20 protein-coding genes and 1 pseudogene are annotated in these 23,851 nt (G+C 43.2%); 4 read left to right on the top strand and 17 right to left on the bottom strand.

Annotation, left to right across the window (positions count from 1 at the left end; all coding sequences use genetic code 11):
• Nucleotides 1–50: 50 nt before the first annotated feature.
• The 4 genes from ACS72_RS07870 to bfr all read left to right on the top strand — a co-directional run bounded on the left by ACS72_RS07870 (nt 51) and on the right by bfr (nt 3,729).
• Nucleotides 51–2,156: a bifunctional (p)ppGpp synthetase/guanosine-3',5'-bis(diphosphate) 3'-pyrophosphohydrolase gene (locus tag ACS72_RS07870; RefSeq protein WP_048881773.1), complete on the top strand. Its 2,106-nt coding sequence runs from the start codon at nt 51–53 to the stop codon at nt 2,154–2,156.
• Between the two features lie 75 nt (nt 2,157–2,231).
• On the top strand, nt 2,232–2,615 hold the full coding sequence (locus ACS72_RS07865; protein WP_048881772.1) for a RidA family protein: 384 nt from the start codon (nt 2,232–2,234) through the stop codon (nt 2,613–2,615).
• 218 nt (nt 2,616–2,833) lie between these two features.
• Nucleotides 2,834–3,028 (top strand): bacterioferritin-associated ferredoxin, encoded by a 195-nt coding sequence (locus tag ACS72_RS07860; protein ID WP_005223443.1) that lies wholly within the window; start codon nt 2,834–2,836, stop codon nt 3,026–3,028.
• Between the two features lie 236 nt (nt 3,029–3,264).
• Nucleotides 3,265–3,729 (top strand): bacterioferritin, encoded by a 465-nt coding sequence (gene bfr / locus ACS72_RS07855; protein WP_048881771.1) that lies wholly within the window; start codon nt 3,265–3,267, stop codon nt 3,727–3,729.
• A gap of 119 nt (nt 3,730–3,848) precedes the next feature.
• Here bfr and ACS72_RS07850 read toward each other — a convergent pair whose 3' ends face one another.
• The 17 genes and pseudogenes from ACS72_RS07850 to ACS72_RS07775 form a co-directional block, all read right to left on the bottom strand.
• Nucleotides 3,849–5,480 (bottom strand): PglL family O-oligosaccharyltransferase, encoded by a 1,632-nt coding sequence (locus tag ACS72_RS07850; protein ID WP_048881770.1) that lies wholly within the window; start codon nt 5,478–5,480, stop codon nt 3,849–3,851.
• A 152-nt stretch (nt 5,481–5,632) separates the two neighbouring features.
• Nucleotides 5,633–5,812, bottom strand: a pseudogene (locus tag ACS72_RS17370) (type IV pilin accessory protein); the annotation flags it as partial.
• Between the two features lie 95 nt (nt 5,813–5,907).
• A complete protein-coding gene (locus tag ACS72_RS07845) occupies nt 5,908–6,129 on the bottom strand; it encodes a hypothetical protein (protein WP_048881769.1) in 222 nt (73 codons plus the stop codon).
• Nucleotides 6,130–6,196: 67 nt separating this feature from the next.
• Nucleotides 6,197–6,652, bottom strand: coding sequence for a pilin (locus ACS72_RS07840; protein WP_081405840.1), 456 nt, complete (start codon nt 6,650–6,652; stop codon nt 6,197–6,199).
• Nucleotides 6,653–7,107: 455 nt separating this feature from the next.
• Nucleotides 7,108–7,668, bottom strand: a complete 561-nt coding sequence (locus tag ACS72_RS07835) for a TPM domain-containing protein (protein ID WP_048881768.1) — start codon at nt 7,666–7,668, stop codon at nt 7,108–7,110.
• Entirely contained in the window at nt 7,662–8,756 is a 1,095-nt protein-coding gene (locus ACS72_RS07830) for a YgcG family protein (protein ID WP_048881767.1), read from the bottom strand. The genes ACS72_RS07835 and ACS72_RS07830 overlap by 7 nt, the downstream gene beginning before the upstream one ends.
• Nucleotides 8,757–8,775: 19 nt before the next feature.
• The gene (locus ACS72_RS07825; protein WP_048881766.1) at nt 8,776–9,366 is read right to left on the bottom strand and encodes a LemA family protein; all 591 of its coding nucleotides are present in this window, start codon (nt 9,364–9,366) and stop codon (nt 8,776–8,778) included.
• Between the two features lie 291 nt (nt 9,367–9,657).
• Nucleotides 9,658–11,079: an FAD-dependent oxidoreductase gene (locus ACS72_RS07820; protein ID WP_048881765.1), complete on the bottom strand. Its 1,422-nt coding sequence runs from the start codon at nt 11,077–11,079 to the stop codon at nt 9,658–9,660.
• Between the two features lie 72 nt (nt 11,080–11,151).
• Nucleotides 11,152–15,627 (bottom strand): glutamate synthase large subunit, encoded by a 4,476-nt coding sequence (gltB, locus tag ACS72_RS07815; RefSeq protein WP_155858019.1) that lies wholly within the window; start codon nt 15,625–15,627, stop codon nt 11,152–11,154.
• 461 nt (nt 15,628–16,088) lie between these two features.
• Nucleotides 16,089–16,931, bottom strand: a complete 843-nt coding sequence (locus tag ACS72_RS07810) for a hypothetical protein (RefSeq protein WP_048881763.1) — start codon at nt 16,929–16,931, stop codon at nt 16,089–16,091.
• Nucleotides 16,932–16,944: 13 nt separating this feature from the next.
• Entirely contained in the window at nt 16,945–18,024 is a 1,080-nt protein-coding gene (aroB, locus tag ACS72_RS07805) for a 3-dehydroquinate synthase (RefSeq protein WP_048881762.1), read from the bottom strand.
• Nucleotides 18,025–18,051: 27 nt separating this feature from the next.
• A complete protein-coding gene (gene aroK / locus ACS72_RS07800) occupies nt 18,052–18,588 on the bottom strand; it encodes a shikimate kinase AroK (RefSeq protein WP_004896271.1) in 537 nt (178 codons plus the stop codon).
• 36 nt (nt 18,589–18,624) lie between these two features.
• Nucleotides 18,625–20,790: a type IV pilus secretin PilQ family protein gene (gene pilQ, locus ACS72_RS07795; protein ID WP_048881761.1), complete on the bottom strand. Its 2,166-nt coding sequence runs from the start codon at nt 20,788–20,790 to the stop codon at nt 18,625–18,627.
• 16 nt (nt 20,791–20,806) lie between these two features.
• Nucleotides 20,807–21,334, bottom strand: a complete 528-nt coding sequence (locus tag ACS72_RS07790; RefSeq protein WP_004810006.1) for a pilus assembly protein PilP — start codon at nt 21,332–21,334, stop codon at nt 20,807–20,809.
• Complete coding sequence (locus ACS72_RS07785; protein ID WP_026056744.1) at nt 21,334–22,053, bottom strand: type 4a pilus biogenesis protein PilO; 720 nt, start codon at nt 22,051–22,053, stop codon at nt 21,334–21,336. The genes ACS72_RS07790 and ACS72_RS07785 overlap by 1 nt, the downstream gene beginning before the upstream one ends.
• Nucleotides 22,047–22,688 (bottom strand): PilN domain-containing protein, encoded by a 642-nt coding sequence (locus ACS72_RS07780; RefSeq protein WP_048881760.1) that lies wholly within the window; start codon nt 22,686–22,688, stop codon nt 22,047–22,049. Before ACS72_RS07780 ends, ACS72_RS07785 begins: the two co-directional genes overlap by 7 nt.
• Nucleotides 22,688–23,746 carry a pilus assembly protein PilM gene (locus tag ACS72_RS07775; RefSeq protein WP_004810013.1) on the bottom strand — a complete coding sequence of 353 codons (1,059 nt, stop codon included), beginning with the start codon at nt 23,744–23,746 and terminating at the stop codon, nt 22,688–22,690. The genes ACS72_RS07780 and ACS72_RS07775 overlap by 1 nt, the downstream gene beginning before the upstream one ends.
• Nucleotides 23,747–23,851 lie beyond the last annotated feature (105 nt).

Genomic DNA, 23,851 nt, shown 5'->3' with positions numbered 1-23,851 from the left:
TAAAAGTATTCGCGCATTTTTAGTAAAGAATTCAGTTTTAAAGGTGTTTTATGCCAGGCCCACAGGTCAGTCAAGCCAAGCAACAGCTTAATATCATCATCGACGCTTATTTGAGTGCCAGTGAAGTCGAGCGTGTGCTTGCCGCCTGTGATTATGCGGATATTGCCCATGATGGCATTACCCGTAAAAGTGGCGAACCCTATATCCTGCATCCGATCGCTGTGAGCAGTATTCTGGCGCATATGCGTTTAGATGCCGAAACCCTCATGGCAGCCTTACTCCATGATGTGATTGAAGATACGGATTTCAATAAGGACGATATTGCTGAAAAATTCGGCAAGACGGTAGCTGAACTGGTGGACGGCGTCACCAAACTAAGCCAATCCAGTGATAAGGAATATAATAAAGCCGCTTCTTTCCGGAAAATTCTTCAGGCTACCCTACAGGACCCACGTGTCATTATTGTGAAACTGGCAGACCGTTATCACAACATGACTACCTTAGATGCCTTACGCCCAGATAAACGTGCACGTATTGCCAAAGAGACTTTTGAAATTTTCGTACCGATGGCCCGGCTGGTTGGTATGAATGAGATGGCCGATAATCTGGAACATCTCTGCTACCAGAACCTGGATCTGGACATGTACAATAATGTCCAGACTGCCCTACAGCAAACCAAATCCAAACGCTGTGAATATCAGGCGATCTGGGAAAGAAAACTGAATGAATTACTCCATCAGTATAATATCCAAGGCCGAATCAAAAAGAAAAATAATAATATCGAGTTGCTACGTCACTTTGTTAAGAATGATATTAACCTGCAGGAACTCACTCATAGTCACGCCTTTGAAATCATTTTACAAAGTATTGCTGACTGTGACCGCTTTGCAGAACTCTTGGAAGATAGTTTCCAGGTGTTGAGTTTTGCCGATCATATTCGTCGCCCGTTGCCGGGTGGTAACCAGTCGCTGAGTATGCGTATCAAGGGTGAAAAGACGACACTTTCCCTAACCATTCAAACCGAACTGATGCGTAAGGCAGCACGTTTTGGTGTAGTACTGGGTGAAAATGCACCTCAAGCCTGCCGTTCTGCGATTCAGGCTTCTATGCAGAATCTGAATGTTCTGGTGGATGGTGATTGTGCCAAGACCACTTTTAATGAATTACTGGATTATCTGCATCAGGAAAAAATCTGGGTTTATACTCCTCATGGTCAGCTACATGAATTACCTCAAGGCGCGACCGTAGTGGATTTCGCCTATTCTGCCAGTCTATTTCTAGGTAACCACGCGGTTGGTGCCAAAATTAATGGCGACACCAAACCGCTTTCTACGCCTTTAAGCAGTGGTCAAGTCATTGAAGTGATCACTGATGTACTCGCCTCACCAAATCCAGACTGGCTCAGCTTTATTAATACCCAAAAAGCCCGTCGTGCGATTCAAAACATCCTGCGTGATCAGGATATTGACGAGCAGCGTATGGTCGGTGAACAGGCTTTAAATCGTGCTTTAAAATTATTTAATCGTTCTATTCAGGATTTAACTGACGAGGACTGGGCCAATATTCTGCAATGGCGTCATATTCCGACTCAGGAACGTCTATATGAACAGATTGCAGTCGGTGATTTATTACCTCAATTGGTCGCCAATCACCTCTTTGCTCAGGATGCAGAAACTGGCTCCAACTCGACTCGTTTAATTCAGGGTACAGAAGGGGTCGATGTCAAATACGCGCACTGCTGTAATCCGGTACTGGGTGATCCGATTCAAGGTCATCTGACCCGCCGTGGTCTGATCGTGCATCGTGCACGCTGCCATAACTTGCTACACGAACAAAACCTGCATCCAGAAAATATGATGCCATTGCAGTGGACCTCTGAGGACATTGAAGATATCAGCTTTACCGCTTATCTCTGCATTGACCTGTCCATGGATGATGAACAGATTTCCGAACTGATCTATGAATGTCGTAAAGCCAAGTCTGGTGTAGAGTCGGTACGTAGTTACGAAGGTAAGACTTATGTCAACGTAGTCGTACATAACCGTAAGCAGATTGCCCAGCTGATTCGAGACTTGCGTATGCATTACGGCTTCCCGCGAATTATCCGTCTGCCCCAGCCAATAAGCATTTCAGAAACCACATCGAAGGCGAGTTAATCATTTAAAACGATAATGCTTTTGCCCATGGCAATGATCTAATATGATGTATGTTGATGATAAAAGGAGAAATTGATGTCCCGCCAAGTGATCCATACTGAAAATGCCCCTGCTGCGATCGGTACTTATTCGCAAGCGATTCTTGTTGGCAATACCTTGTATCTTTCAGGTCAAATTGGTCTAGATCCATACAGCATGGAACTGGTTGAAGGCATCGAGGCTCAGATTCGTCGTGTATTTGACAACTTGAAAGCAGTTTGCGAAGCAGCTGGAGGCTCTCTGGCAGATATTGCCAAGCTCAACATTTACCTGACTGACCTTTCTCACTTCCAGCTGGTTAACCAGATTATGGGTGAATATTTTGCCCAGCCTTATCCAGCACGTGCAGCACTCGGTGTTGCCAGCCTGCCAAAAGATGCTCTGGTCGAGATGGATGGCGTTGTTATCATTCAGCAATAATTTTTAAAATTTATTTCATACCTAAACTTCTATATTTCGTTTGCAATCATGAATCACTCAAGCAAAAACCCGAGCAATAATCGGATTTTTGCTTGAGTGATATTTTTTTATCTAAATCACCAATCACAATAAAAGCTATTTCAAATGATTTTTATTGACAAACGATAACAATTATCAATAATATTACTTATCTTATTTAAACACTGTGGTTGTGTCCTATGTACGTTTGTTTATGCCGTGGCATTACAGATCAAGACATTAAAGAAGCTGTGGCCAATGGGGCTGAAAGCTATCGTGAAGTACGCGAAATGCTCGACCTGGGCACGTGTTGTGGTCGCTGTGCACCAGAAGCCCGTATGATCATCAGTGATGAAGTTTCACAAATTGCAGCACGACTGGCCGTTGCAGCATAAATTCAAAATATTTCTCCTTATAAGCATAATGAAAAACAATGATCTTCGATCATTCCTCCTCCCCCGCCTTTGACTCTGGCGGGTTTTTATTGCCATTCATCTGAGTCTGGATCGATTCGATGTCGATTTTCATTTGCTGTTCTATAAATTACTCGCCATTTGCCCCTGACTTGCTTTACTATCAGGATTAGAGTGCTTTCTTAGAAAGATAAAACAGGTTCAAATGGAGTTATGTGATGAAAGGCAATCGTGATGTGATTAATCAGCTCAATCAGGTGTTGTATCACCACTTAACTGCCATTAACCAGTATTTCCTGCATTCGCGCATGTTTAATGACTGGGGCATTGAGAAACTGGGCTCGGCAGAATATAAAGAATCGATCGTGCAGATGAAACATGCCGATAAAATTATTGAACGGATTTTATTTTTAGAAGGTCTGCCGAATCTGCAACATCTGGGCAAACTGTATATCGGCCAGCATACTCAAGAAGTGCTGCATTGTGATGTACGTAAAGTCAAAGAGAATATTGAAGCGATTCAAAAAGCGGTAGTTTTGGCAGAGCAACAACTGGACTATGTAACTCGTGATTTGGCTCAGGAAATTCTAGAGAAAGAAGAAGAGTACTTAGACTGGGCAACGACACAGCTTGATTTGGTTGAAACTGTGGGTATTGAAAACTATATTCAAAGCCAACTCTAACTTTAATCTGCCAGATAGAACAAAAGACTGGTTTTCCAGTCTTTTGTGTTTTTAATTTCCCTTGTTTAAGCATCATTTCACATGATGTTTAATTACTTAGCACAGTAAACATCCCCACATTAGCGCTGCTCTGCTTGATCTAACAAAGTTGCATAATCTACATTGACCTGCCACAAAGTGCTTAACAACCATAATTGCTTTTTAGCTTCTGCTTCATAGCCATTAAACGCCAAGACCCGCGCATATTTCAATAAATCGTAAGTGGTTGGATAGTTCAATACAATTTCCTGAATACCCTGCAATTGTTCAGGCGTTTGCTGAGTGTATGGATTTAAACGAATCCACGCAATGCGGCGGTTAAATTCTTCCAGTACAAAAATACGATCTTGATGGGTGATTTTTTCAGGTGTGTGTTCGTAGCGTACCGACTGATTCAATTTAGGCACCATCATCTCATAATCACGATAAATCAGCACTAGTAACAATGCACCCACCACAAAAGTGCTGCGTAAATATAGTGGAGATAAAGTAAGACCTTTCACTACGCGCTGTGACTGAACCATACCGATAATAAAACCTACAGGCAGCAAGAAGTAGGCATAGTTTTGTGGAAATTCCAGCATGGCATGTACACTAAATGCACCGAGCATTAAAATCCCCACAACCGATTCCACCGATTGGGTATATTTATGCAACTGGTAAGCCCAATAGCCCAAATACGCTAAAAATGGCACGCCGAGTATCACACCATTCCAAAGTAAAAAATCCAAAATAAAATTGTGTGCGCTACGAATCCACACAGGACCTTGCACAATTTCGCTAATCGTGACATACGCCACACTGGTTTGATGCCAACCATAGCCCCACCACGGTTGATGTTCAATCGCAGCGAGCATTTGCTGCCAAATGGCCAAGCGTGACATATCACCTGTGGCGCGCTGTACCACATCAGGAGATTGCACCGAGAGGTCTGCACTTTGTGAGAGCAATTGACTGAACGCAGGTGCGATAAAAATTAACCCGATAAATGCGGCAAACCACAGTAAGCTATAGTGCCATTTAATCCGCATCACGCCACGGTATTGCTGATAACCCAAATAGGTCAAGAGACACAACGATGCCAACCATGACGTCCGCGACTGGCTCAGAACCACACCCACCAAAATCATGGCAGCTACAATCACAATCCACACGGTTTTAATTTTTTGTTTTTCGTATAAATATAGGCATGCCATGAGTGACATCACTAAAAAGGTCGCCATGTTATTGGGTTGGGCGAAGTTGGCGTAAGGGCGTTGTCCAATTTTTATATCCACCATCATTGGCAGGTATTGATCTAGTGTGAGCCACTGGCAAATTGCCATGAATGCGGTGATACTTCCCACGCCAAGTAGCACATAACTAAAACCTGCGAAGATGCGTTCACGTTCGCTGTTGTTTTGCGTGAGGTGATAGCCAAAAATGATTGCTAACCAAAAACTGAAGATATACACGCTGCTGAGCAAGGCTTTGTCAAAGAAATAGACTAAGCCTAAACTCCACTGAATGAGTGGAACACTGCACAGTGCCAGTAAGGGCAGGCTAATTTTGGGTATTTGTAATTTTTCTTTAAAAAGACAGGCTGCAAGGGCAAACAGGGCAAAAAATGCGTAGAGTTCGCCTGTATAAGTCACCCACGGGCGGTAGTGAATGGGTAAGAGCCATGCAAGGGAGATGAGTATGGCAGCCAAAAATAGCAATGCAGATTTCATAAGAAAACTAGACTAAAAAACTGGCTCTATCTTATATTTTTTTAGGCAGGATGATAGTGCTTTGTGTAGTAAGTTTGATTGGAATTCTGCCAGTTTTGCAATGGAGTGATTGCGTGGGGAATACTTAGATTCCCCATTTTCAACTTAAGATATTATTTCCATGGTCTTAAATCTACTATTTTGATGATAGATGCAGATTCTTTATTGATTAACACCGCCATATCTACTGCATTGGCTTTTAAAGGCAACCACGCATCTGCTCTTGGATATTTGGCTAAAGTTTTTTTAACTTCTGTTTTTGAGTTGTACTGTTCCAATGCTTTAAGCGGTAATGCACTATTAAGTTTTTAGTCGAACAACAATATTCAAACGATTCAATTGAGATAGCCACTAAATTTTGCAACTTAGAAACCTTAAAGTTCAAAAATTATTCTTCTATTTCTATAGCACTTTCATTAATTTTAAGAAAATCAGCAATATATTTTTTTAGCGTATCAATATCATGAAATTCAGTATTATCAACTAGATCATTATGATTTGTTTCATTTCCTTGTTCATCTTCTGAGATAACACGACCAACACGCAAAACTCCATTCATACACTCTGAAACATCGTCATCTAAATATATTCTAACGCATGCAATTGACATAATATTTTTTCCATTTTTAAATATTTATAAAAACGCATCCAAATTGGACGCGTTTTAAAGTACTAAATTAAAGACCAGTACAAGATTTTGGCAAATACTTTTGATCCATACCAGTTGCACCTGTTGATTCACAAGCAAAATTAAAAGATGTACTGTCTGCGGTAAGATCTTGTGGTGGCGTTAAAGTAATAGTTTTACCTGCTACACGACCATTGACCTCTCCAGCGGCTTTCATTGTAACGGTAATAATACCAGTATCAGCCGCTACCTCAGCATCGGCATAAGTACCTTCTACTTTCAAACTAGCCGCTGTTGGCTTAGTACCTGCTCCAGGATAAGCCCCATTATTTTGAGCATATTCAGCAATTGCTGTTTTTTGAGCAGCTGTCATTGCAAATGCTTCAGACACTTGTGAGCGAGCAATATAATCTTGATAAGCAGGAATCGCAATTGCAGCCAAAATACCAATAATAGCGACAACTATCATCAACTCGATCAGCGTAAAGCCTTTTTGAGCGTTCATAAACATTCTCCACAAATGTTGTTAATTTAATTATAAGCTTTGTAAGCTATTTTATACTTAGCACTAAACGTGCCAACTTTTATTATAGACAATTCTCACAAAAAAACAGCACCTTGCACATAAAAAATTTAGAACCTTTAATTTGACTGTATATTTTTGTTAAAAAGTGACAAATTTTGTCAGGTAAAAACATGAATTTAACAAACTTTGTCAATTTTAATGCAATGCATCACAGTTTTTAATTTTCAAAAAAATCCATCACAAAATTATTTTAATTTTTGATCTAAATTTCAGCAAATTTAACTTGTGTGGGGTGCTTATCTTTTGTATTCATGAGACATCCCCTTTTTGAAAAAGTGAGCCAAATGTAGTGAAAGCTACCCATATTTAAAAATCTCTCCTATGCTCTTTTTAAAAAACAGAAGAATTAAAAAAGAGAAAAACACCAACAACCCTCACCCCAAAATAATCGGCGCATTGCTCAATTCATTTTGCTGATCTAGCAACTGGCGGTCATAAAACGCATCCAAAATTTCACCAATTTCTTGTACACCTGTTATTACTGCTTGCCGAAACTGCTGCTGTGCCAACCCCTGCACAATATGCGCACAGACTTCATCCCATACCTGTTGCGTGGTCGCGGTTTTAATACCACGGTCAATCACAATTTCCACCTTGCGCTCACACAAATTCAGGTACAGTAAAACCCCGCTGTTCAGTTCAGTATCCCAAACACCCAATTCAGCAAATAATTGGCGTGCGCGGGTATGCGTATCTACCGCATATGCCAACCGCGAGGGTAAACAGCCTTCAATCACCACCTGAATTTCACCCACATGCCCATGCTCGGCAGCAGTCACTGCTTCTGCAATGGCATGCTGATCTTGCGCATTAAAAAAACGTTTGGTGGCAGGTAAAAAAAAGAAATGCTTCAGCCAGCGCTTTACACTCGGACGCGCTGCAATGTCCATTTTTGGTTGAGTAATAATTTCTGTTGTATCTGTTGTAGTTACCATGATCCTGATGCTCCTCCCCCACCAAAGCCACCGCCGCCGCTATAGCCGCCCCCACCACCAAAACCGCCTCCGCCACCACGCCCCGCAGAGGACAAGAAAATTTGGAAAATGGTTTGTGCAATGGCAGTGATGAGTAAAAAGAAAATTCCCGCGCCAATCATTAAACTGGTGATTAAGCCTGCACCATTGACCAAACCTGCCACTGTACCTGCTACGGCAGCGGTTGAAGCACTTAAGCGTTTTCCGACAATCAGTGAGCCAATCACCCCTGCAATTAAAATAAATAAAGCACTGCTCAAGGTTTTTTCACGTGCCTGTTGTTCTTGCAACGCTTGTTCCTGACGCTGTTTCAGTTCTTGCGCAGCCTGTGCAGCAACTTCGGGGTCTAGGTTTAAAATCCGTTCAATTTCTGCCACGCCTGCATCTATGCCTTGTGCATATTGGGCTTGTTTAAAATAGGGGGTAATGCGTTGGTTAATAATCCGACTGACCACAATATCGGGCAGCACGCCCTCTAAACCATAACCCGTTAAAATCTGAATACGGCGGTCATTGACTGCAATTGCCATCAACACACCATTATCTTGCTTGGCAGAACCGAGCTGCCATTGTTCTGCGACCCGCATGGCAAAATCAAAAATATCTTCCTGCCCTGTGGTCGGTACAATCACCACCCCAATTTGTGCTTTGGCGTGTTGATGTAAATTTAAAATTCGCTGGCTGATTTGCTGTTTTTCTGCAGCAGTGAGCAAATTAGCTTGATCGACCACGGGCTGATTCAAGGTCGGTAAAGCACGGATAGATTCACCCTCTGCCATATCATGGGCAATTTGCGGTTGCTGAACAGGTGATCCTACAGGCGCTTGCTGAGTGCTCGATGTAGACTGACCTGAGTTTGCAAGATCCGGAATAGGGTTTACATTTTGAGGATGCGGTTGCTGCACAATTTTACCCAGCACCACAGCTTCGGCGGTTTCATCCGTTGCTGTAGCAACTTCACAATATGCCAAGCCACTAAAACACATGACAACCATCAGCAGCAGCATGTGCGCTAGACTCATGTGGGTCTTGCTGTGCAATTGCAGCATCCAGACATCCTCCTAGGCGTTATTCAAACGAAACTTTCGGTGCTGTTTGTGCGCTTTGTTCGGCACTGAAGTTTGGTTTGGTGTCCATACCAATGACTTTTGCGGTCATCACTTGCGGGAATTGACGTGCATAGCTGTTAAAGTCTTGCACTGTGCTGATGTAACGGTTACGCGCCACGGCAATACGGTTTTCTGTGCCTTCTAGTTGTACTTGTAAATCACGGAATTGCTCATTGGCTTTTAAGTCTGGATAGTTTTCAGACACCGCAATTAAACGTGATAAGGCACTGGTCATTTGCGCCTGTGCTTCTTGATATTTCTGGAATAACGCAGGGTCTTCCAATACCGACTTATCCACTTTTAAGCCTGCGACATTGGCACGTGCCTGAGTGACTTCAGTCAAGACTTGTTCTTCATGTTTGGCATAGCCTTTCACTACATTCACCAAGTTTGGTACTAGGTCGGCACGGCGTTGATATTGGTTTTGGACTTCTGACCAAGCCGCTGTTACGGCTTCATCTTTCACTTGTAAGGTGTTATAGCCACAACCGCTTAAAGTCAAGGTACTGCTTAAAGCCACTGCAAGCATGGTTTTTTTTGTGAAATTCATACATTAACCTCTAAAATTTCTTGGTATTTATTTGAAATGATATCATTCTAACGTGAAATTCTGACCTGTTTGTGTATTTTGTTTAATCGAGCGAATCACCAAACTGTTTACATCAAACAATAACCTTGCGCAGTAGATTAAATTGATATTGCGGTTTCTGCGCTTAGGCCATATAAGGCTCAGGGATGGCAATATATTCCACAAGAAGATGAGCTGGATAAAATATTCAATAAAAAAGGACTGAATTCCTTAAAACTCAGCCCTTTCAAGATCTAAGCAAAGCAAACTCGTTTAGACCTCTAAATAATCTAAAATACCTTCTGCCGCCTGACGACCTTCCCAAATTGCGGTCACGACCAAATCAGAACCACGTACCATATCGCCCCCTGCAAAAATTTTCGGGTTAGACGTTTGGAATTTAAATGTTTGCTGTTCTGCTGCAACCACGCGACCTGAACCATCTACCCCAATATTGGCAGTGCTAAACCAATCCGCAGGGCTGGCACGGAAACCAAAAGCAAGTAACACTGCATCTGCAGCTAAAACTTCTTCTGAACCTGGTACAGGCTCTGGGCTGCGACGACCACGGCTGTCTGGCTCACCCAATTGAGTGGTCACCACTTTTACACCTGTGACCTTGCCATTTTCTCCAACAATTTCAATCGGCTGACGATTAAATAAGAAGTTCACGCCTTCTTCACGTGCATTGGCCACTTCACGGCGTGAACCTGGCATATTAGCTTCATCACGACGATAAGCACAGGTCACTTCCTGCGCACCTTGACGAATAGAAGTACGGTTACAGTCCATGGCAGTATCCCCACCACCCAGTACAATCACTTTCTTGCCTTCAACACTGATGTATTCAGCCGGATCTTTTTCCCAGCCCTGACAACGATTGACATTCGCAATCAGGAAATCCAGTGCATCATACACACCATCCAGATCTTCACCGGCAAAACCACCTTTCATATAAGTATAGGTGCCCATGCCCATGAATACCGCATCATAATCTGCAAGTAACTGGTCGATGGTCACATCTGTACCAATCTCAGTATTCAGACGGAATTCCACCCCCATACCGGTGAAAATTTCACGGCGGCGTTTCATCACATCTTTTTCCATCTTGAATTCTGGAATACCGAAAGTCAGCAACCCCCCAATTTCTGGACGTTTATCAAAGACCACAGGTTTTACCCCGTTACGCACCAAAATATCCGCACAGCCAAGTCCTGCAGGACCTGCCCCGATAATCGCGACTTTTTTATTGGTCCATTGCACATTGGACATATCTGGACGCCAGCCCAAAGCAAAGGCGGTATCATTGATATATTTTTCAGCATTACCAATAGTCACCGCACCGAAACCGTCGTTCAGGGTACACGCCCCTTCACACAGACGGTCCTGCGGACAGACACGACCACAAACTTCCGGCAAAGTATTGGTCTGATGACACAGTTCAGCCGCCTGGAACAAACGGCCTTCAGACACCAGTTTTAACCAGTTTGGAATGTAGTTATGTACCGGACATTTCCACTCACAGTACGGGTTACCACAGCCTAGGCAGCGATGCGTCTGATTGGCTGCAATTTCCGCTGTATAAGGCTTATAAATTTCCACAAATTCTGCTTTGCGGACATCAATCTCTTTTTTCTCTGGATCTTGGCGTGCGACATCCAGGAATTGAAAGTCATTATTCAGGCGTTCTGCCATGTCTCTCTCCGTGGGTAGATGTAAGGGGTTCACAGTTGCCTTACATCTCCCTATGTTTCTGCAGTAGTGGAATTATTGTGGATCAGCTTGAGTTGTTTTTAACAGCGTTTGCAAGTTGGCTGCTTTTGGTTTTACCAACCAGAACTTGCGGCTGTAGAAGTCAAACTCGTGGCGGATCTTGTACGCCCAAGCACTACCTGTTTCTTTAATATGTTCATCGAGAATACGACCCAAGAAGGCTTTATGCTCCTCCATCGCTTCGGTGGAAATACGGTTCAGCTCAATCAATTCGTGGTTATAATGATCAACGAAGTCATTATCCAGATCAAGTACATAAGCAAAACCACCAGTCATACCCGCACCGAAGTTATGCCCAACTTTACCCAGCACCGTCACAATACCGCCGGTCATATATTCACAGCAGTGATCACCTGCACCTTCAATCACGGCAAATGCACCCGAGTTACGCACCGCGAAACGCTCGCCCGCTGTACCCGCTGCATATAACTTACCGCCAGTCGCACCATACAGACAAGTATTCCCAATAATCGCGGTATTTTGCGTCTGGAATGGCGAACCTTTTGGCGGGAAGATCGAGATGCGACCACCGGCCATACCTTTACCGACATAGTCATTGGCATCACCTTCCAGGCTGATATGCAAACCACCGGCATTCCAGACACCCAGTGACTGGCCTGCAGTACCATTCAGGTGAACTTTCACCGGATGGGCTTCCATGCTCAGGTTGCCATAACGTTTCGCAATTTCACCAGACAGACGGGCACCAATCGAACGGTCACAGTTACCAATCGTAAAGCTATATTCACCGCCAGTTCCTGCTTCGATGGCAGGTAGAATCTCATCTACCATTTTCTCTGCCAGAATACCTTTATCAAACGGTGCATTGCCCTGAACTTCACAGTACTGTGCTTTACCTTCAGCTGCCGGATGCGACTCTAGCAGTTTGCTTAAATCAAGGTGTGCATGCTTTGCAGTTTCACCTGGCAAGACTTCCAGCAGATCCGTACGGCCAATCAGGTCTTTCAGACTCGATACACCGAGTGCCGCCAACCATTCACGGGTTTCTTCAGCAATAAAAGTGAAGAAGTTAATCAGCATTTGTGGCTCGCCAATATAATGCTCTTGACGTAAATGATCTTGTTGAGTCGCAACACCGGTTGCACAGTTATTCAAGTGGCAGATACGCAGGTATTTACAACCTAATGCGATCATCGGAGTCGAACCAAAGCCGAAGCTTTCAGCACCCAGAATTGCTGCTTTGACAACATCCAGACCGGTTTTTAAACCGCCGTCTGTCTGTACGCGAACTTTACCACGCAGGTCATTCACACGAAGAGCCTGATGTGCCTCAGAAAGACCCAGTTCCCACGGTGAACCTGCATGATGAATTGAAGAAAGTGGAGAAGCCGCTGTACCGCCATCATAACCAGAAATGGTAATGAAATCGGCATAGGCTTTCGCTACACCTGCCGCGATCGTACCGACACCTGGTTCAGAAACAAGCTTAACTGACACCATCGCCTGTGGGTTAACTTGTTTTAAATCAAAGATCAACTGTGATAAATCTTCAATTGAATAGATGTCATGATGCGGTGGTGGCGAAATGAGGGTTACACCTGGTACAGAGTAACGCAAACGAGCAATGAGACCGTTTACTTTACCGCCCGGCAACTGGCCACCTTCACCTGGTTTTGCACCTTGCGCGACTTTAATTTGCAGGACTTCTGCTGAAGTTAAGTAAGCAGGAGTCACACCAAAACGGCCCGATGCAATTTGTTTGATTTTCGAGTTACGAATAGTGCCGTAACGCGCTGGATCTTCACCGCCCTCACCTGAATTTGAACGACCACCAATTGTGTTCATGGCAATCGCAATCGCTTCGTGTGCTTCAGGCGACAAAGCACCTAAAGACATACCCGCAGAGTCAAAGCGAGGCAGGATCTCTTCTACAGATTCCACTTGATCCAGTTCAATCGAATTGTCTGTTTTCAGTTTGAATAGGTCACGGATCGTTGCGATCGGACGATTATTCACAAGTTCTGCATATTCTTTAAAATCAGCATAATTACCAGAACGTACTGCTTTATGCAGTGAATTAATTACATCCGGGTTAAATGCATGGTATTCCTTACCGAATACAAATTTCAGCAAGCCACCTTGATCAATTGGTTTACGGTTTTTCCACGCGATATCAGCCAATTGTTTCTGGTCATTTTCAAGATCAACAAATGTTGCACCCTGAATACGGCTTGGTACACCAACGAAGCATGTGTTCACGACTTCATTGGATAAGCCCACTGCTTCAAACAGCTGACCGCCACGGTAAGAAGCAACCGTTGAAATACCCATCTTGGACAGGACTTTCAGCAAGCCTTTTTCAATACCCTTACGGAAGTTGTTTTGCGCGTATACCGGATCACCCAGCAATTCACCTTTCGCCACCAGATCATTGATCACGTCATACGCCAGGTATGGATAGATCGCTGTCGCACCAAAGCCTAGAAGTACAGCAAACTGATGTGGATCACGAGCAAAACCGGTTTCGATAATCAGATTCGCATCGGTACGCAGACCTGTATTAATCAGGTGATGATGCACCGCACCAGTGACCATCACAGCATTAGCTGGCAAGAAGCCTTCACGGATTTTCTTGTCTGAAAGTACCAGTAAAGTCTTACCATCACGAATCGCTTGAGCAGATTCTTCACAGATACGTGCAATCGCCGCTTCAAGACCTTCCGCTTCTGGATAGTTCAGATCGATGTCCGCAATTTCATAACCTTTACGACCAATCGTGCGGATCTGATGCATTTTTGAATTCGTCAGCACTGGGCTGGATACGATCAAACGGTCTGCATGTTCTGGGCTTTGCTCAAATACATTCTGTTCACGACCGAAACAGGTTTCCAGTGACATCACGATCGATTCACGTAATGGATCGATCGGCGGATTAGTAACCTGCGCAAACTGCTGACGGAAGTAATCGGAAACGTGACGGACCTGACGTGATAACACGGCCATTGGCGTATCATCACCCATTGAACCTACAGCTTCCTGACCGCTTTCTGCGATTGGACGTAATAACTGGTCACGTTCTTCAAAAGTCACCATGAACATTTTCTGTGCCGCTTTCAGGCTATCGCCTTTTAAGCCTTGATCGCACAGATATTCTTCCAGCTCAGGGCTACCCTGTAGACGTACTGAATTTTCACGCAGCCATTCACGGTATGGACGCATACGTTTCAGGTGGTTATTGACATCCTGAGTATCTAATACTTTACCAGTCAAGGTATCCACAACCAGAATCTGACCTGGACCTACACGACCTTTAGATACTACATCTTCAGGCTCATACCCCCATACACCGATCTCAGACGCCAGGGTGATATAACCATTTTTAGTCACGACCCAACGCGCAGGACGTAAACCATTACGGTCCAGCATACAGATCGCATGACGACCATCCTGAATTACAAGTCCTGCAGGACCATCCCATGCTTCCATATGCTTAGAGTTAAATTCGTAGAATGCACGTAAGTCAGCATCAAGTGTTTCAACATTCTGCCAAGCGGGTGGAACCAGCATACGTAGCGCACGGAACAGGTCCATACCACCACCTATGAGGATTTCCAGCATGTTATCCAGACTAGAAGAATCCGAACCGGTACGGTTAACAATCGGGTTCAGTTCAGTCAAGCCTGGCAGTAATGGATTTTCGAATTTAGGTGTACGCGCCAGCGCCCAGTTACGGTTTGCAGTAATGGTATTGATTTCACCATTATGCGCCAGATAACGGAATGGCTGAGCCAATGGCCAGCGTGGCAAGGTATTGGTAGAGAAACGTTGGTGGAACACCACAATATGTGACGCCAGACGCTCATCAGCCAGGTCAGTATAGAAGTCAGCAATTGCTGCTGGCATCATCAAACCTTTATAGCTAATCACAGTTGAGCATAAGGTAGTTACATAGAAGTATGAATCATTGATCAGTTTCTGCTCGGCACGACGACGCGCCAAGAATAACTTACGGTTAAATTCAACCTCAGTGACACCGATTGGGCAGTTAACAATGACCTGTTCAAAAGCAGGCAAAGACTGCATCGCGATCTCGCCTAACGCGCCATTGTTGGTTGGTACCACACGCCATGCGATAACGCGGCAACCTTCTTCTTCAATTTCTTTGGTTAATACTTGTTTTGCGTGTGCTGCAAGTGCAGGATCCAGGTTCAGGAAGATCGTACCTACAGCAAAAATTTCGCTTAAGGTAATATCACTTAAACGCTTTGCTTCTTCACGAAAGAATTCCTTTGGCATTGCCAAAAGCAAACCACAACCATCCCCGGTCTTACCATCTGCGGCAATACCACCACGGTGGGTCATACAACTTAAACTATGAATTGCGGTCTTGACGAGATCATGGCTTGCATCACCCTGCATATGGGCGATCAAACCGAAACCACAGTTATCTTTAAACTCATCCGGTTGGTATAAACCTTGAGCGGGAGCTACATTATTAGGCGATGGCATGTGCATAGCGTACCCTTCTTATCACAAAGCCCTGGCGGGCTGTTAAACAATCTAAATCCGTCTTTGCGATGGCGTCCAATTTACTTTCGAGGAAATTTCTATTAGCAGAGTAAAACTTTTCTTCACACTTTGAAGATAAACCTTTTCAGATTAATACGCATGAAAAATAAAGTTTAAAAGACTCAGAAATCACATAAAAATAACGACTAAATATGACGCTTACGCATAATCATCGAATCATTTTCGCGCCAAAACAGGGAGATTAATTCAATTCATGCACCAATAAAGCAAAGAACATGCCAACTTGATGCACTAAGACAGAAACAATACCAATGACAAAGATTTAGCAAATATTAGGAACAGAGTGATAATTTTTATTGTGTATTTTTTGCACCAAAAACGCACATTTATAGTATTTTTTCATACAGGGTGCGCTATTTTAGCCCGCACCCAAATTTGTATTAGTTAAAAGGATCACTTATCTCTTGCTCTTCAGCACGTTGTTGACCATTAGGTTGAGCACGTGGCGTTGACGGTACAGTGCTTTCAGACTTCTGCACATCTACTACATTCCCCGATGGATCACGACGAACAATAGTTGTACTGGTGGTACTTGACGTATTTGATGAGGGCTGGCTCTGCGGTTTAGGAACTACTATTTCCTCTACTTTTGGTAGAGGCACATTTTTTAATCGTACTTGATAGAGTTTCTGGTTAGACGTCAGCTCATCAGAACCTAAGTTATTCACATAAGGTTGATAATCCTGAATTTGCTGCACAGCTGGTTTGACTGATTTCGGCAAATCCATATTCAAATGATCCAGTGCCTGCTTTGCTTGATTGGCTGATTTATAAGAACCATAGAGTAAAACATATTGCTCAGGCATATTTTCGCCTGACAGACGCAAGTATATGAATTTATTACGATCTATCTGTTTTCTTAAGAAGTTTTTAATAATAATTTCATCAGAGACCCGAAATAGCTCAATCGCATACTGATTTTTAAATTGAGTAACATATTTGGTACCACGAAACTCGGCTTCATGGTTTGCATTTACAATGGTGCGTGTGGTCATATCCAGCGGATGAACTTCCTCATTTAATGCACCAAGATGGGTCATTGAAGCGACTTTTTCTGGTTGAATCAGTAGTTCAACCTCTGTTTCAGGCTTTTTCTCTACAGGAGTGACCTGATCCTTATCTGTAATTGCCCAAAAAATGAGCGCAACAAAAAGACAGCCTACCGCAGTCACCAGCCAAAAATAATGCTGAATCTTTTGCCATGGCGTATGGAGTGCTGTCATTTTCTAAAATTACCTATGCCTGATTGGCCAGAATGGCCTGCTTCATTAATTCTACATCAAAGTCTCGGGTGATAATCGCTTGTCCTAATTGTTCCAGCAATACCAGACGTAACTGTCCATTTAAGACTTTTTTGTCATGTGCCATATATCCCAGGAAATCATCCAGAGGAATTTTAGGGCAAACAATCGGAAGTTTGGCACGAGAAATGATTTTTTTTGTACGCGCGAGATCTGCTTCGGAAATCCAGCCCATACGCTGTGATAAATCAGCGGCCATGACCATACCGGTTGCTACCGCTTCACCATGCAGCCATTCACCATAGCCCAGATAAGACTCGATGGCATGACCAAAGGTATGACCGAGGTTGAGTAAAGCACGCTCACCTTGCTCTTTTTCATCATTCGCCACGATACGGGCTTTATGGGCGCAGGAACGATAAACAGCTTCAGCCAGCAACTGCTCATCACGAGCAATCAGACCTTCCATATTGGCTTCCAGCCAAACCAGGAAGTCCTTATCACCGAGTAATGCATATTTAATGACTTCAGCAAGACCTGCTGATAATTCACGATCTGGCAAGGTTGATAACTGGGACATATCCGCCAGCACGACTTGTGGCTGCTGGAAAGCACCAATCATGTTTTTACCGAGTGGATGGTTGATCCCGGTTTTACCACCGACACTGGAATCCACCTGCGAAAGCAAAGTTGTTGGCACTTGAATAAAGTACACACCACGCTGGAAACAGGCTGAAGCAAAACCAGCCATATCGCCAATCACGCCACCACCCAATGCCAATACAGTACAATCCCGGTTAAAACCCGCTTCAAGCAACGCATCAAAAATCAGGTTTAAATATTGAATATCCTTATATTTTTCACCATCAGGCAAAATACAGGTCGCTACTGTTTTACCCAGGTTTTCCAAGGCTGTCTTATAGTGTTCCAGATATAGTGGTGCTACCGTATCATTACTGACAATCATCACCTGTTTACCATGAATATAAGGTTCTAACAGCTGCTGAGGATTTAAATCGCTACCAATAAAAATTGGGTAACGACGTTCACCGAGTTCGACATGTAAGGTTTGCATGATGGGGTAACCACTTTTTTACTGAGCTTATTTTTTCGGAAGGATGAGATGCAGAATACGCTGTGCCAGATCGCGTGCAGCGCCCTGATTGGTCTCAATAATATGGTGTGCGACTTCCCGATACAGCGGATCCCGAATTGCAAGCAGATCTTTAAGTTTCTGTTCCGGATTTTCAACTTGTAATAAGGGACGGTTTTTGTCGCGATAGGTTCGTTGGAGCTGGATTTCTACAGGAGTGTAGAGATAAACAACGATGCCTCGCTGTTTCAGATATTCGCGGTTAGGCGCCTGAGTCACCGCACCACCACCTGTGGCCAAAACCAACTGGGGTCGTGAAGTTAACTCATCGATGACAACCGTTTCACGACTACGAAAGCCCTGCTCACCCTCTTTTTCAAAGATCCAGGGAATCGTTGCACCTGTTTTACGCTCAATTTCATGATCACTATCCAGAAATTCTCGTCCTAACAATTCTGCTAAATGCCGTCCTACTGTTGTCTTTCCCGCCCCCATCGGCCCTACCAAATAGATATTTGGCAGGGATTCAAACTCTTTGCTTGGCAAGGAGTCACCTATTCATTTTGTTAATTTCAAAATATATTAATGATTTCTTGAAACACTGTCATTAACAATTCGAGGTGTAACAAAAATCAGGAGCTCACGCTTATTGTCAGATTTAAGATCTCTACGAAATAAATGACCTAAATATGGAATATCTCCCAAGAAAGGTACTTTAGTTTGTCCATTCCGTGTTTCTTGCTCAAAAATCCCCCCCAAAACTACCGTTTCTCCATTATCAACCAGCACATTAGTGCTAATTTGATTTTTATTAATCGTTAATTGACCCGTTGGAGTCGGGTTTCCAGGAGTATCACTGGTAATATTGAGCAGCATCTGAACTTTACCGTCAGGTGTAATACTAGGAGTTACATCTAAGCTGAGGGTTGCATCAATAAATTCAGTAGTTGAAACTGCATTTGCACCACCCCCTTCTGAAGATTGATACGGAATTTGTGTACCTGATGAAACTTTAGCCGCCTGCTTATCTGCTGTTAAAACTTTAGGTGTTGAGATCACTTCACCATAACCATCTGCTTGTAAAGCAGAAAGCTCCAGATCTAACATAAAGTCAGATAAGCTAATCAAGCCAAAAGCAATTCGACCAGCAGGGTTTGCAACACCCAAGTCAACATTCAAATTATCTGGGCGTTGAATATCATAGGTATATCCACCTAAATCACTTTCTTGAGGATCACGCAAATCCCAAAGTGTAGTGTCACTTCCACCCACTAATAGATTATTATTATTAGTAATGCCCTGAGAAAGAATTCCCCATTTCACCCCGATTTCTTTGGTGAATTCAGTCGATGCACGCACAATACGTGCTTCAACCATGACCTGCTTTACCTGTACATCAAGCAGATCCACCATATTGCGGATTTTATCGATAAAAGGCTGAGTATCATTTACAATTAAAGTATTGGTACGTGCATCAATAGAAATAGAACCACGTGAACTCAGTAGACTCTCCTTATCATCTCCACTTGTACTGCCTGTATTAGAACCGGCACTTGAGGCCCCTTTATTCTGCGTGATGAGCTTTTCAATATCAGCTGCTTTGGCATAACTGAGTTGCATATATTCTGTCTGAATAGGAGCAAGCTTTACACTTTGTGCAAGTGCTTTGGCTTCTTCTTCTTCAGCTTTAATGAGCTCAGATACAGGCGCTATCCAGATTACATTACCATTACGACGCTTATCCAAATTCTTAGTCTTTAAAACAATATCTAAAGCCTGATCCCAAGGCACTTCCTTAAGACGTAAAGTAATATTGCCTTGTACGCTGTCTGCTGCAACCATATTAATGTCAGTGAAATCTGCTAGTAGCTGTAATACTCGGCGAACTTCAATATCCTGAAAATCTAAAGAAATTTTCTTACCAGTATAATGCTGAGCAGCTTTTGGACGTAATGGATTTTTCTCTTCTGGGCGTTTTAAACTAATTGTCAGTTTATTATCGGTTTGATAAGCCATGTATTCATAGCTATCTGAAGTTTGAATGGTAATCACTCCAGAGCCATTCTGGTTGACTGCATCTACTGTCGAAACAGGTGTAGCAAAATCATTCACATTCAGACGACGCGTTAAATGAGTAGGAATCTTGGAGCCTAATGCTCGTACAATAACTTTGGTGCCTTGCTGTTGCACATCAACCGGTGTATTACCACTCGCCAGATCAATCACGACCTGACCTTCACCTTTCGCCCCGCGCTGGAACCCAATATTAGTAATACCTTGAGTATTTTGTTGTACGACTGGCTGTACAGGGATAACTGGATTGGTTGAATTGATTTTTAGAATAAAGGTATTGCCTTCAACACGCGTGGTAAATGCACCCGCATCAGCCAGATTCACAGTTAAACGCGCACGCTGGGCATCTGAAGTCACATCTACAGAACTTGCTTCTTTCGTTGCAACAGCAATATTGCTCTGTTTTAAATTCTGCTGTGCTTTATCAAAATCCAGAATCAGACGTGATGGTGATTCTAATTGATAAGCTTGTGGTTGAGGTGGCAAGCCATTAAACATCACGCGAATTTCAGTACCTTGTCCTGGAATCTGCATTGGCACCACATTGGTCATCGAAACCTGTGCACTTGCCGCCTGCATTACAGCAATAGCAACTGCCCCCATTGAAAACTGACGAAACACATGATTCATTGTATTAGCATCCCCAAAAATAAATTCTTTAAAACTTTTATTCATTGTTATTCCCTTTAACTTATGGCGCAGGCCCAATCAGGACCATACTGCGAGGGCGTTCCACATAGCCATCGCGTCCATCTGGAATAATCTCGATCAGATCAATTTGTGTCGGTGTGATATGGATCACCCGACCATGATTAAGTCCCATATAACTGCCACGCTGTACACGTTCAATTTCCCCATCTGGCGTATTAATTAAAGCCATAATCTGTCCAGCCTGGTTTTTGAGACTTCCTTTCATGGTCAAAGTTTCAAGCGGATAACTTTCTAAAGGTTGCAATTGACGTGATAGGTTTGGATAAACCCGTTTCCCTGCCATAATCTTCAGTTCTGCTGCCAATGAACTTGGCAAGAAAGGACTTTTTAGCTGATGTGCTGCATAACTAAAAGTTTCAACCGGAGCAAAATCGGGTGCTGGCTCAATGGGCAATGCGGGTTGATTGCGGATATTGGCCATTTCCTGATTCACCACATCAATACGTGATTCACAACCTGCCAGGATTAATCCGGCAGTAAGTGCTGAAGCAATTTTGATCATCTTCATTACTGTGCCCCCTGACTATTCGCAGCTGTTGTATCTGCCGATGCTGAGTTCGCACTACCGACATAACGATAGGTTTTTGCCTTCAAGGTATAATCTACAACCGGGATATCTGTTTTCTTCTCTTTATTTTCAGTACCCGTAATCGTAAAATCGTGTAGCGTCACGATACGAGACAATCCTGCAATACCGCTGACAAATGAACCAAAGGCATGATAATCACCCGTTGCTTCAATAGAAATTGGCTGTTCAATAAAGAACTCTTGCTTTACTTCAGGTTCAAGACGGATATTCTTAAACTTCAGTCCGGCATTGACACCACTCAAATTAATATCTTCAACCAGGCCTGGGATTTCAGTTTCCTTTGGTAACTGTTCAAGCTGCTGGTTAAAGCTTGCTTCCATATCCTGAAGTTGCTGTTGGTATTGTTGCAAATTACGCAGTTTGGAATCTTTCTCACGAAATTCATTTAACAGATTCTGTTCTTGTGCATTGGCCTGAGTAATTGATTCAATCTTGCCTCGAATCAGACCGAAATAAGCCAGCATCAAAACCAGGAAAACAATAAATACCCAGCAGGTAATCTTTACAGCCAGTGGCCAGCTACCATAGTTATTTGGATCGAGGGTATTAAATTGCTGAAAAAACTTTTCTACCGTCATTTTATTTTTTGGTACAACAACAGCTTCCTGACCTAATTCATCAAATTGTTCGCTCATGATGTCGCCCCTCCTGCTGCTGCAGCTGCTTGCGGCTGTTGTTCTGAAAGCACCGGTTGAGCAATCTGGTCCAGATCCACTGTCACTGTAAATGTGCCATAAGATTCTTCAACACGTGGAATAACAGAGCTTGGCGCCTTGTCCTTATTCTCTTCCGCCACTAGGAATGCATTCATGAAAGCATTACGGTACCAGGTAGAAGCTTCGAGATTACGCAATAATTCTGCAACCGTATTTGGACTTGCTGCTTTACCTTCAATGGTGAACTTATCACCGACACGGTCAAACTTGGTGATATACATATCACTTGGGGTTACACGTACAATCTCGTCAATAAGATGTACGGCAATTGGACGCTGGGTTTGTAAACCTTGAATCAGTTTCATGCGTTCCACAATCGCATTACGCTGTTCCTGTAAACCTTCCAGAGATTTTAGCTGTACATCCAGATTCTGATTGGTACTGATGATGAGTTGGTTGGCTTGTTCTTGATCCTGTAATTTTTGATCATAGTAGAACCAGCTTCCTCCAGCTGCTGTTACCCCTAGCAACAAGGCCCCGATGCAATATGCGACAAATTCGTTATTTCTTTTTATCCTGAGCTCATCACGCCAAGGAAGTAAGTTAATTTTTGCCATTAATCAAAACTCCTCAATGCCAAACCACATGCAACCATGAGTGAGGACGCGTCATTTTCAATTTTTTTAATATCAATTTGAGGAGAAAAGCCCATTTGTAAAAATGGATTCGCGATCGTGACACGGTAACCAAGCTTTTGCTGTAATAATTTTGCCAGACCCGGAATATTGGCATTCCCTCCTGCCAACAGGATATGGTCAATTTCATTAAACTGAGAAGATGAGAAGAAAAACTGCAATGAACGAGCTGCCTGTTGCACCACAGCATCCAAGAATGGCTCCAAGACTTCAATATCATAGTCATCTGGCAATGCACGTGTTTTCTTGGCGCGTCCCGCTTCTTCAAAAGACAGACCATAACGATTCTGGATTTCCTGAGTCAGCTGCTTGCCCCCAAACACCTGCTCACGAGTATAAATAATCTTGTTGTTCCGCATGACTGATAGAGTTGTCATGCTATGACCAATATCCAGAATACCGACAGTATTTACGCCCATTGGTAAAGTATCGGCAAACACCCTGAAAGCATTTTCCAATGCAAAGCTTTCTACATCTGCAATCTTGGGTGTGATCCCCGCGATTTGCAGTACTTCAGACCGGGCTTCGACATTTTCAATACGGGTTGCGACCAACAGAACATTGACACGATTTGGATTAGACAATCGATCAGGCAAGACTTCAAAGTCAATGCTGGCTTCATCGAGTGGGAATGGAATGTATTGTTCGGCATCTTCACGAATTTGAACTTCGCGTTCATCACTTGTCATATCTGCATCCATTTCGATCGTTTTGGTGATCGCCATAGACGTAGGAATCGCAAATGCAGCCTGGTTAGATTGGGTATTGGCCAAGTTAATAGCACGAGCCAAAGCATCACCGACGGCTTCTGGATTTAAGATGTTTTTTTCAACAACACTACCTTCTGGTAATGGGACCAAAGCATAGCTTTCTACCCAGTACCGTCCGCTTTTCATAGAGAGTTCCAAAACTTTAACAGAAGTCGAGCTGATGTCGACGCCTATTAACCCCTTGTTTGGCTTACGATATAACCTGCGCACAATATCATTCCTATTATTTTTTTATCCCCAAAAATAAAGTAGCCTACTAGGTATAATCGGTCTAATAATTTTATCTAGATACAATAAGTCATCTAACATTATGTA

It is taken from the genome of Acinetobacter sp. VT 511 (genome assembly GCF_001077515.1).
Taxonomy (GTDB): Bacteria; Pseudomonadota; Gammaproteobacteria; order Pseudomonadales; family Moraxellaceae; genus Acinetobacter; species Acinetobacter schindleri.
Note: the sequence above shows the minus strand (reverse complement) of the source record. Positions and strands in the feature narration are given on the sequence as shown.

Excerpts from the sequence above, each read along its gene's own strand:
- ACS72_RS07860 (WP_005223443.1), top strand. The coding sequence starts at position 2,834 with ATGTACGTTTGTTTATGCCGTGGCATTACAGATCAAGACATTAAAGAA.
- ACS72_RS07780 (WP_048881760.1), bottom strand. The coding sequence starts at position 22,688 with ATGGCAAAAATTAACTTACTTCCTTGGCGTGATGAGCTCAGGATAAAA.
- ACS72_RS07820 (WP_048881765.1), bottom strand. The coding sequence starts at position 11,079 with ATGGCAGAACGCCTGAATAATGACTTTCAATTCCTGGATGTCGCACGC.
- ACS72_RS07790 (WP_004810006.1), bottom strand. The coding sequence starts at position 21,334 with ATGAAGATGATCAAAATTGCTTCAGCACTTACTGCCGGATTAATCCTG.
- ACS72_RS07830 (WP_048881767.1), bottom strand. The coding sequence starts at position 8,756 with ATGCTGCAATTGCACAGCAAGACCCACATGAGTCTAGCGCACATGCTG.
- ACS72_RS07865 (WP_048881772.1), top strand. The coding sequence starts at position 2,232 with ATGTCCCGCCAAGTGATCCATACTGAAAATGCCCCTGCTGCGATCGGT.
- ACS72_RS07845 (WP_048881769.1), bottom strand. The coding sequence starts at position 6,129 with ATGTCAATTGCATGCGTTAGAATATATTTAGATGACGATGTTTCAGAG.
- ACS72_RS07870 (WP_048881773.1), top strand. The coding sequence starts at position 51 with ATGCCAGGCCCACAGGTCAGTCAAGCCAAGCAACAGCTTAATATCATC.
- ACS72_RS07810 (WP_048881763.1), bottom strand. The coding sequence starts at position 16,931 with ATGACAGCACTCCATACGCCATGGCAAAAGATTCAGCATTATTTTTGG.
- ACS72_RS07835 (WP_048881768.1), bottom strand. The coding sequence starts at position 7,668 with ATGGTAACTACAACAGATACAACAGAAATTATTACTCAACCAAAAATG.
- bfr (WP_048881771.1), top strand. The coding sequence starts at position 3,265 with ATGAAAGGCAATCGTGATGTGATTAATCAGCTCAATCAGGTGTTGTAT.
- aroB (WP_048881762.1), bottom strand. The coding sequence starts at position 18,024 with ATGCAAACCTTACATGTCGAACTCGGTGAACGTCGTTACCCAATTTTT.
- ACS72_RS07840 (WP_081405840.1), bottom strand. The coding sequence starts at position 6,652 with ATGAACGCTCAAAAAGGCTTTACGCTGATCGAGTTGATGATAGTTGTC.
- pilQ (WP_048881761.1), bottom strand. The coding sequence starts at position 20,790 with ATGAATAAAAGTTTTAAAGAATTTATTTTTGGGGATGCTAATACAATG.
- ACS72_RS07850 (WP_048881770.1), bottom strand. The coding sequence starts at position 5,480 with ATGAAATCTGCATTGCTATTTTTGGCTGCCATACTCATCTCCCTTGCA.
- ACS72_RS07825 (WP_048881766.1), bottom strand. The coding sequence starts at position 9,366 with ATGAATTTCACAAAAAAAACCATGCTTGCAGTGGCTTTAAGCAGTACC.
- gltB (WP_155858019.1), bottom strand. The coding sequence starts at position 15,627 with ATGCCATCGCCTAATAATGTAGCTCCCGCTCAAGGTTTATACCAACCG.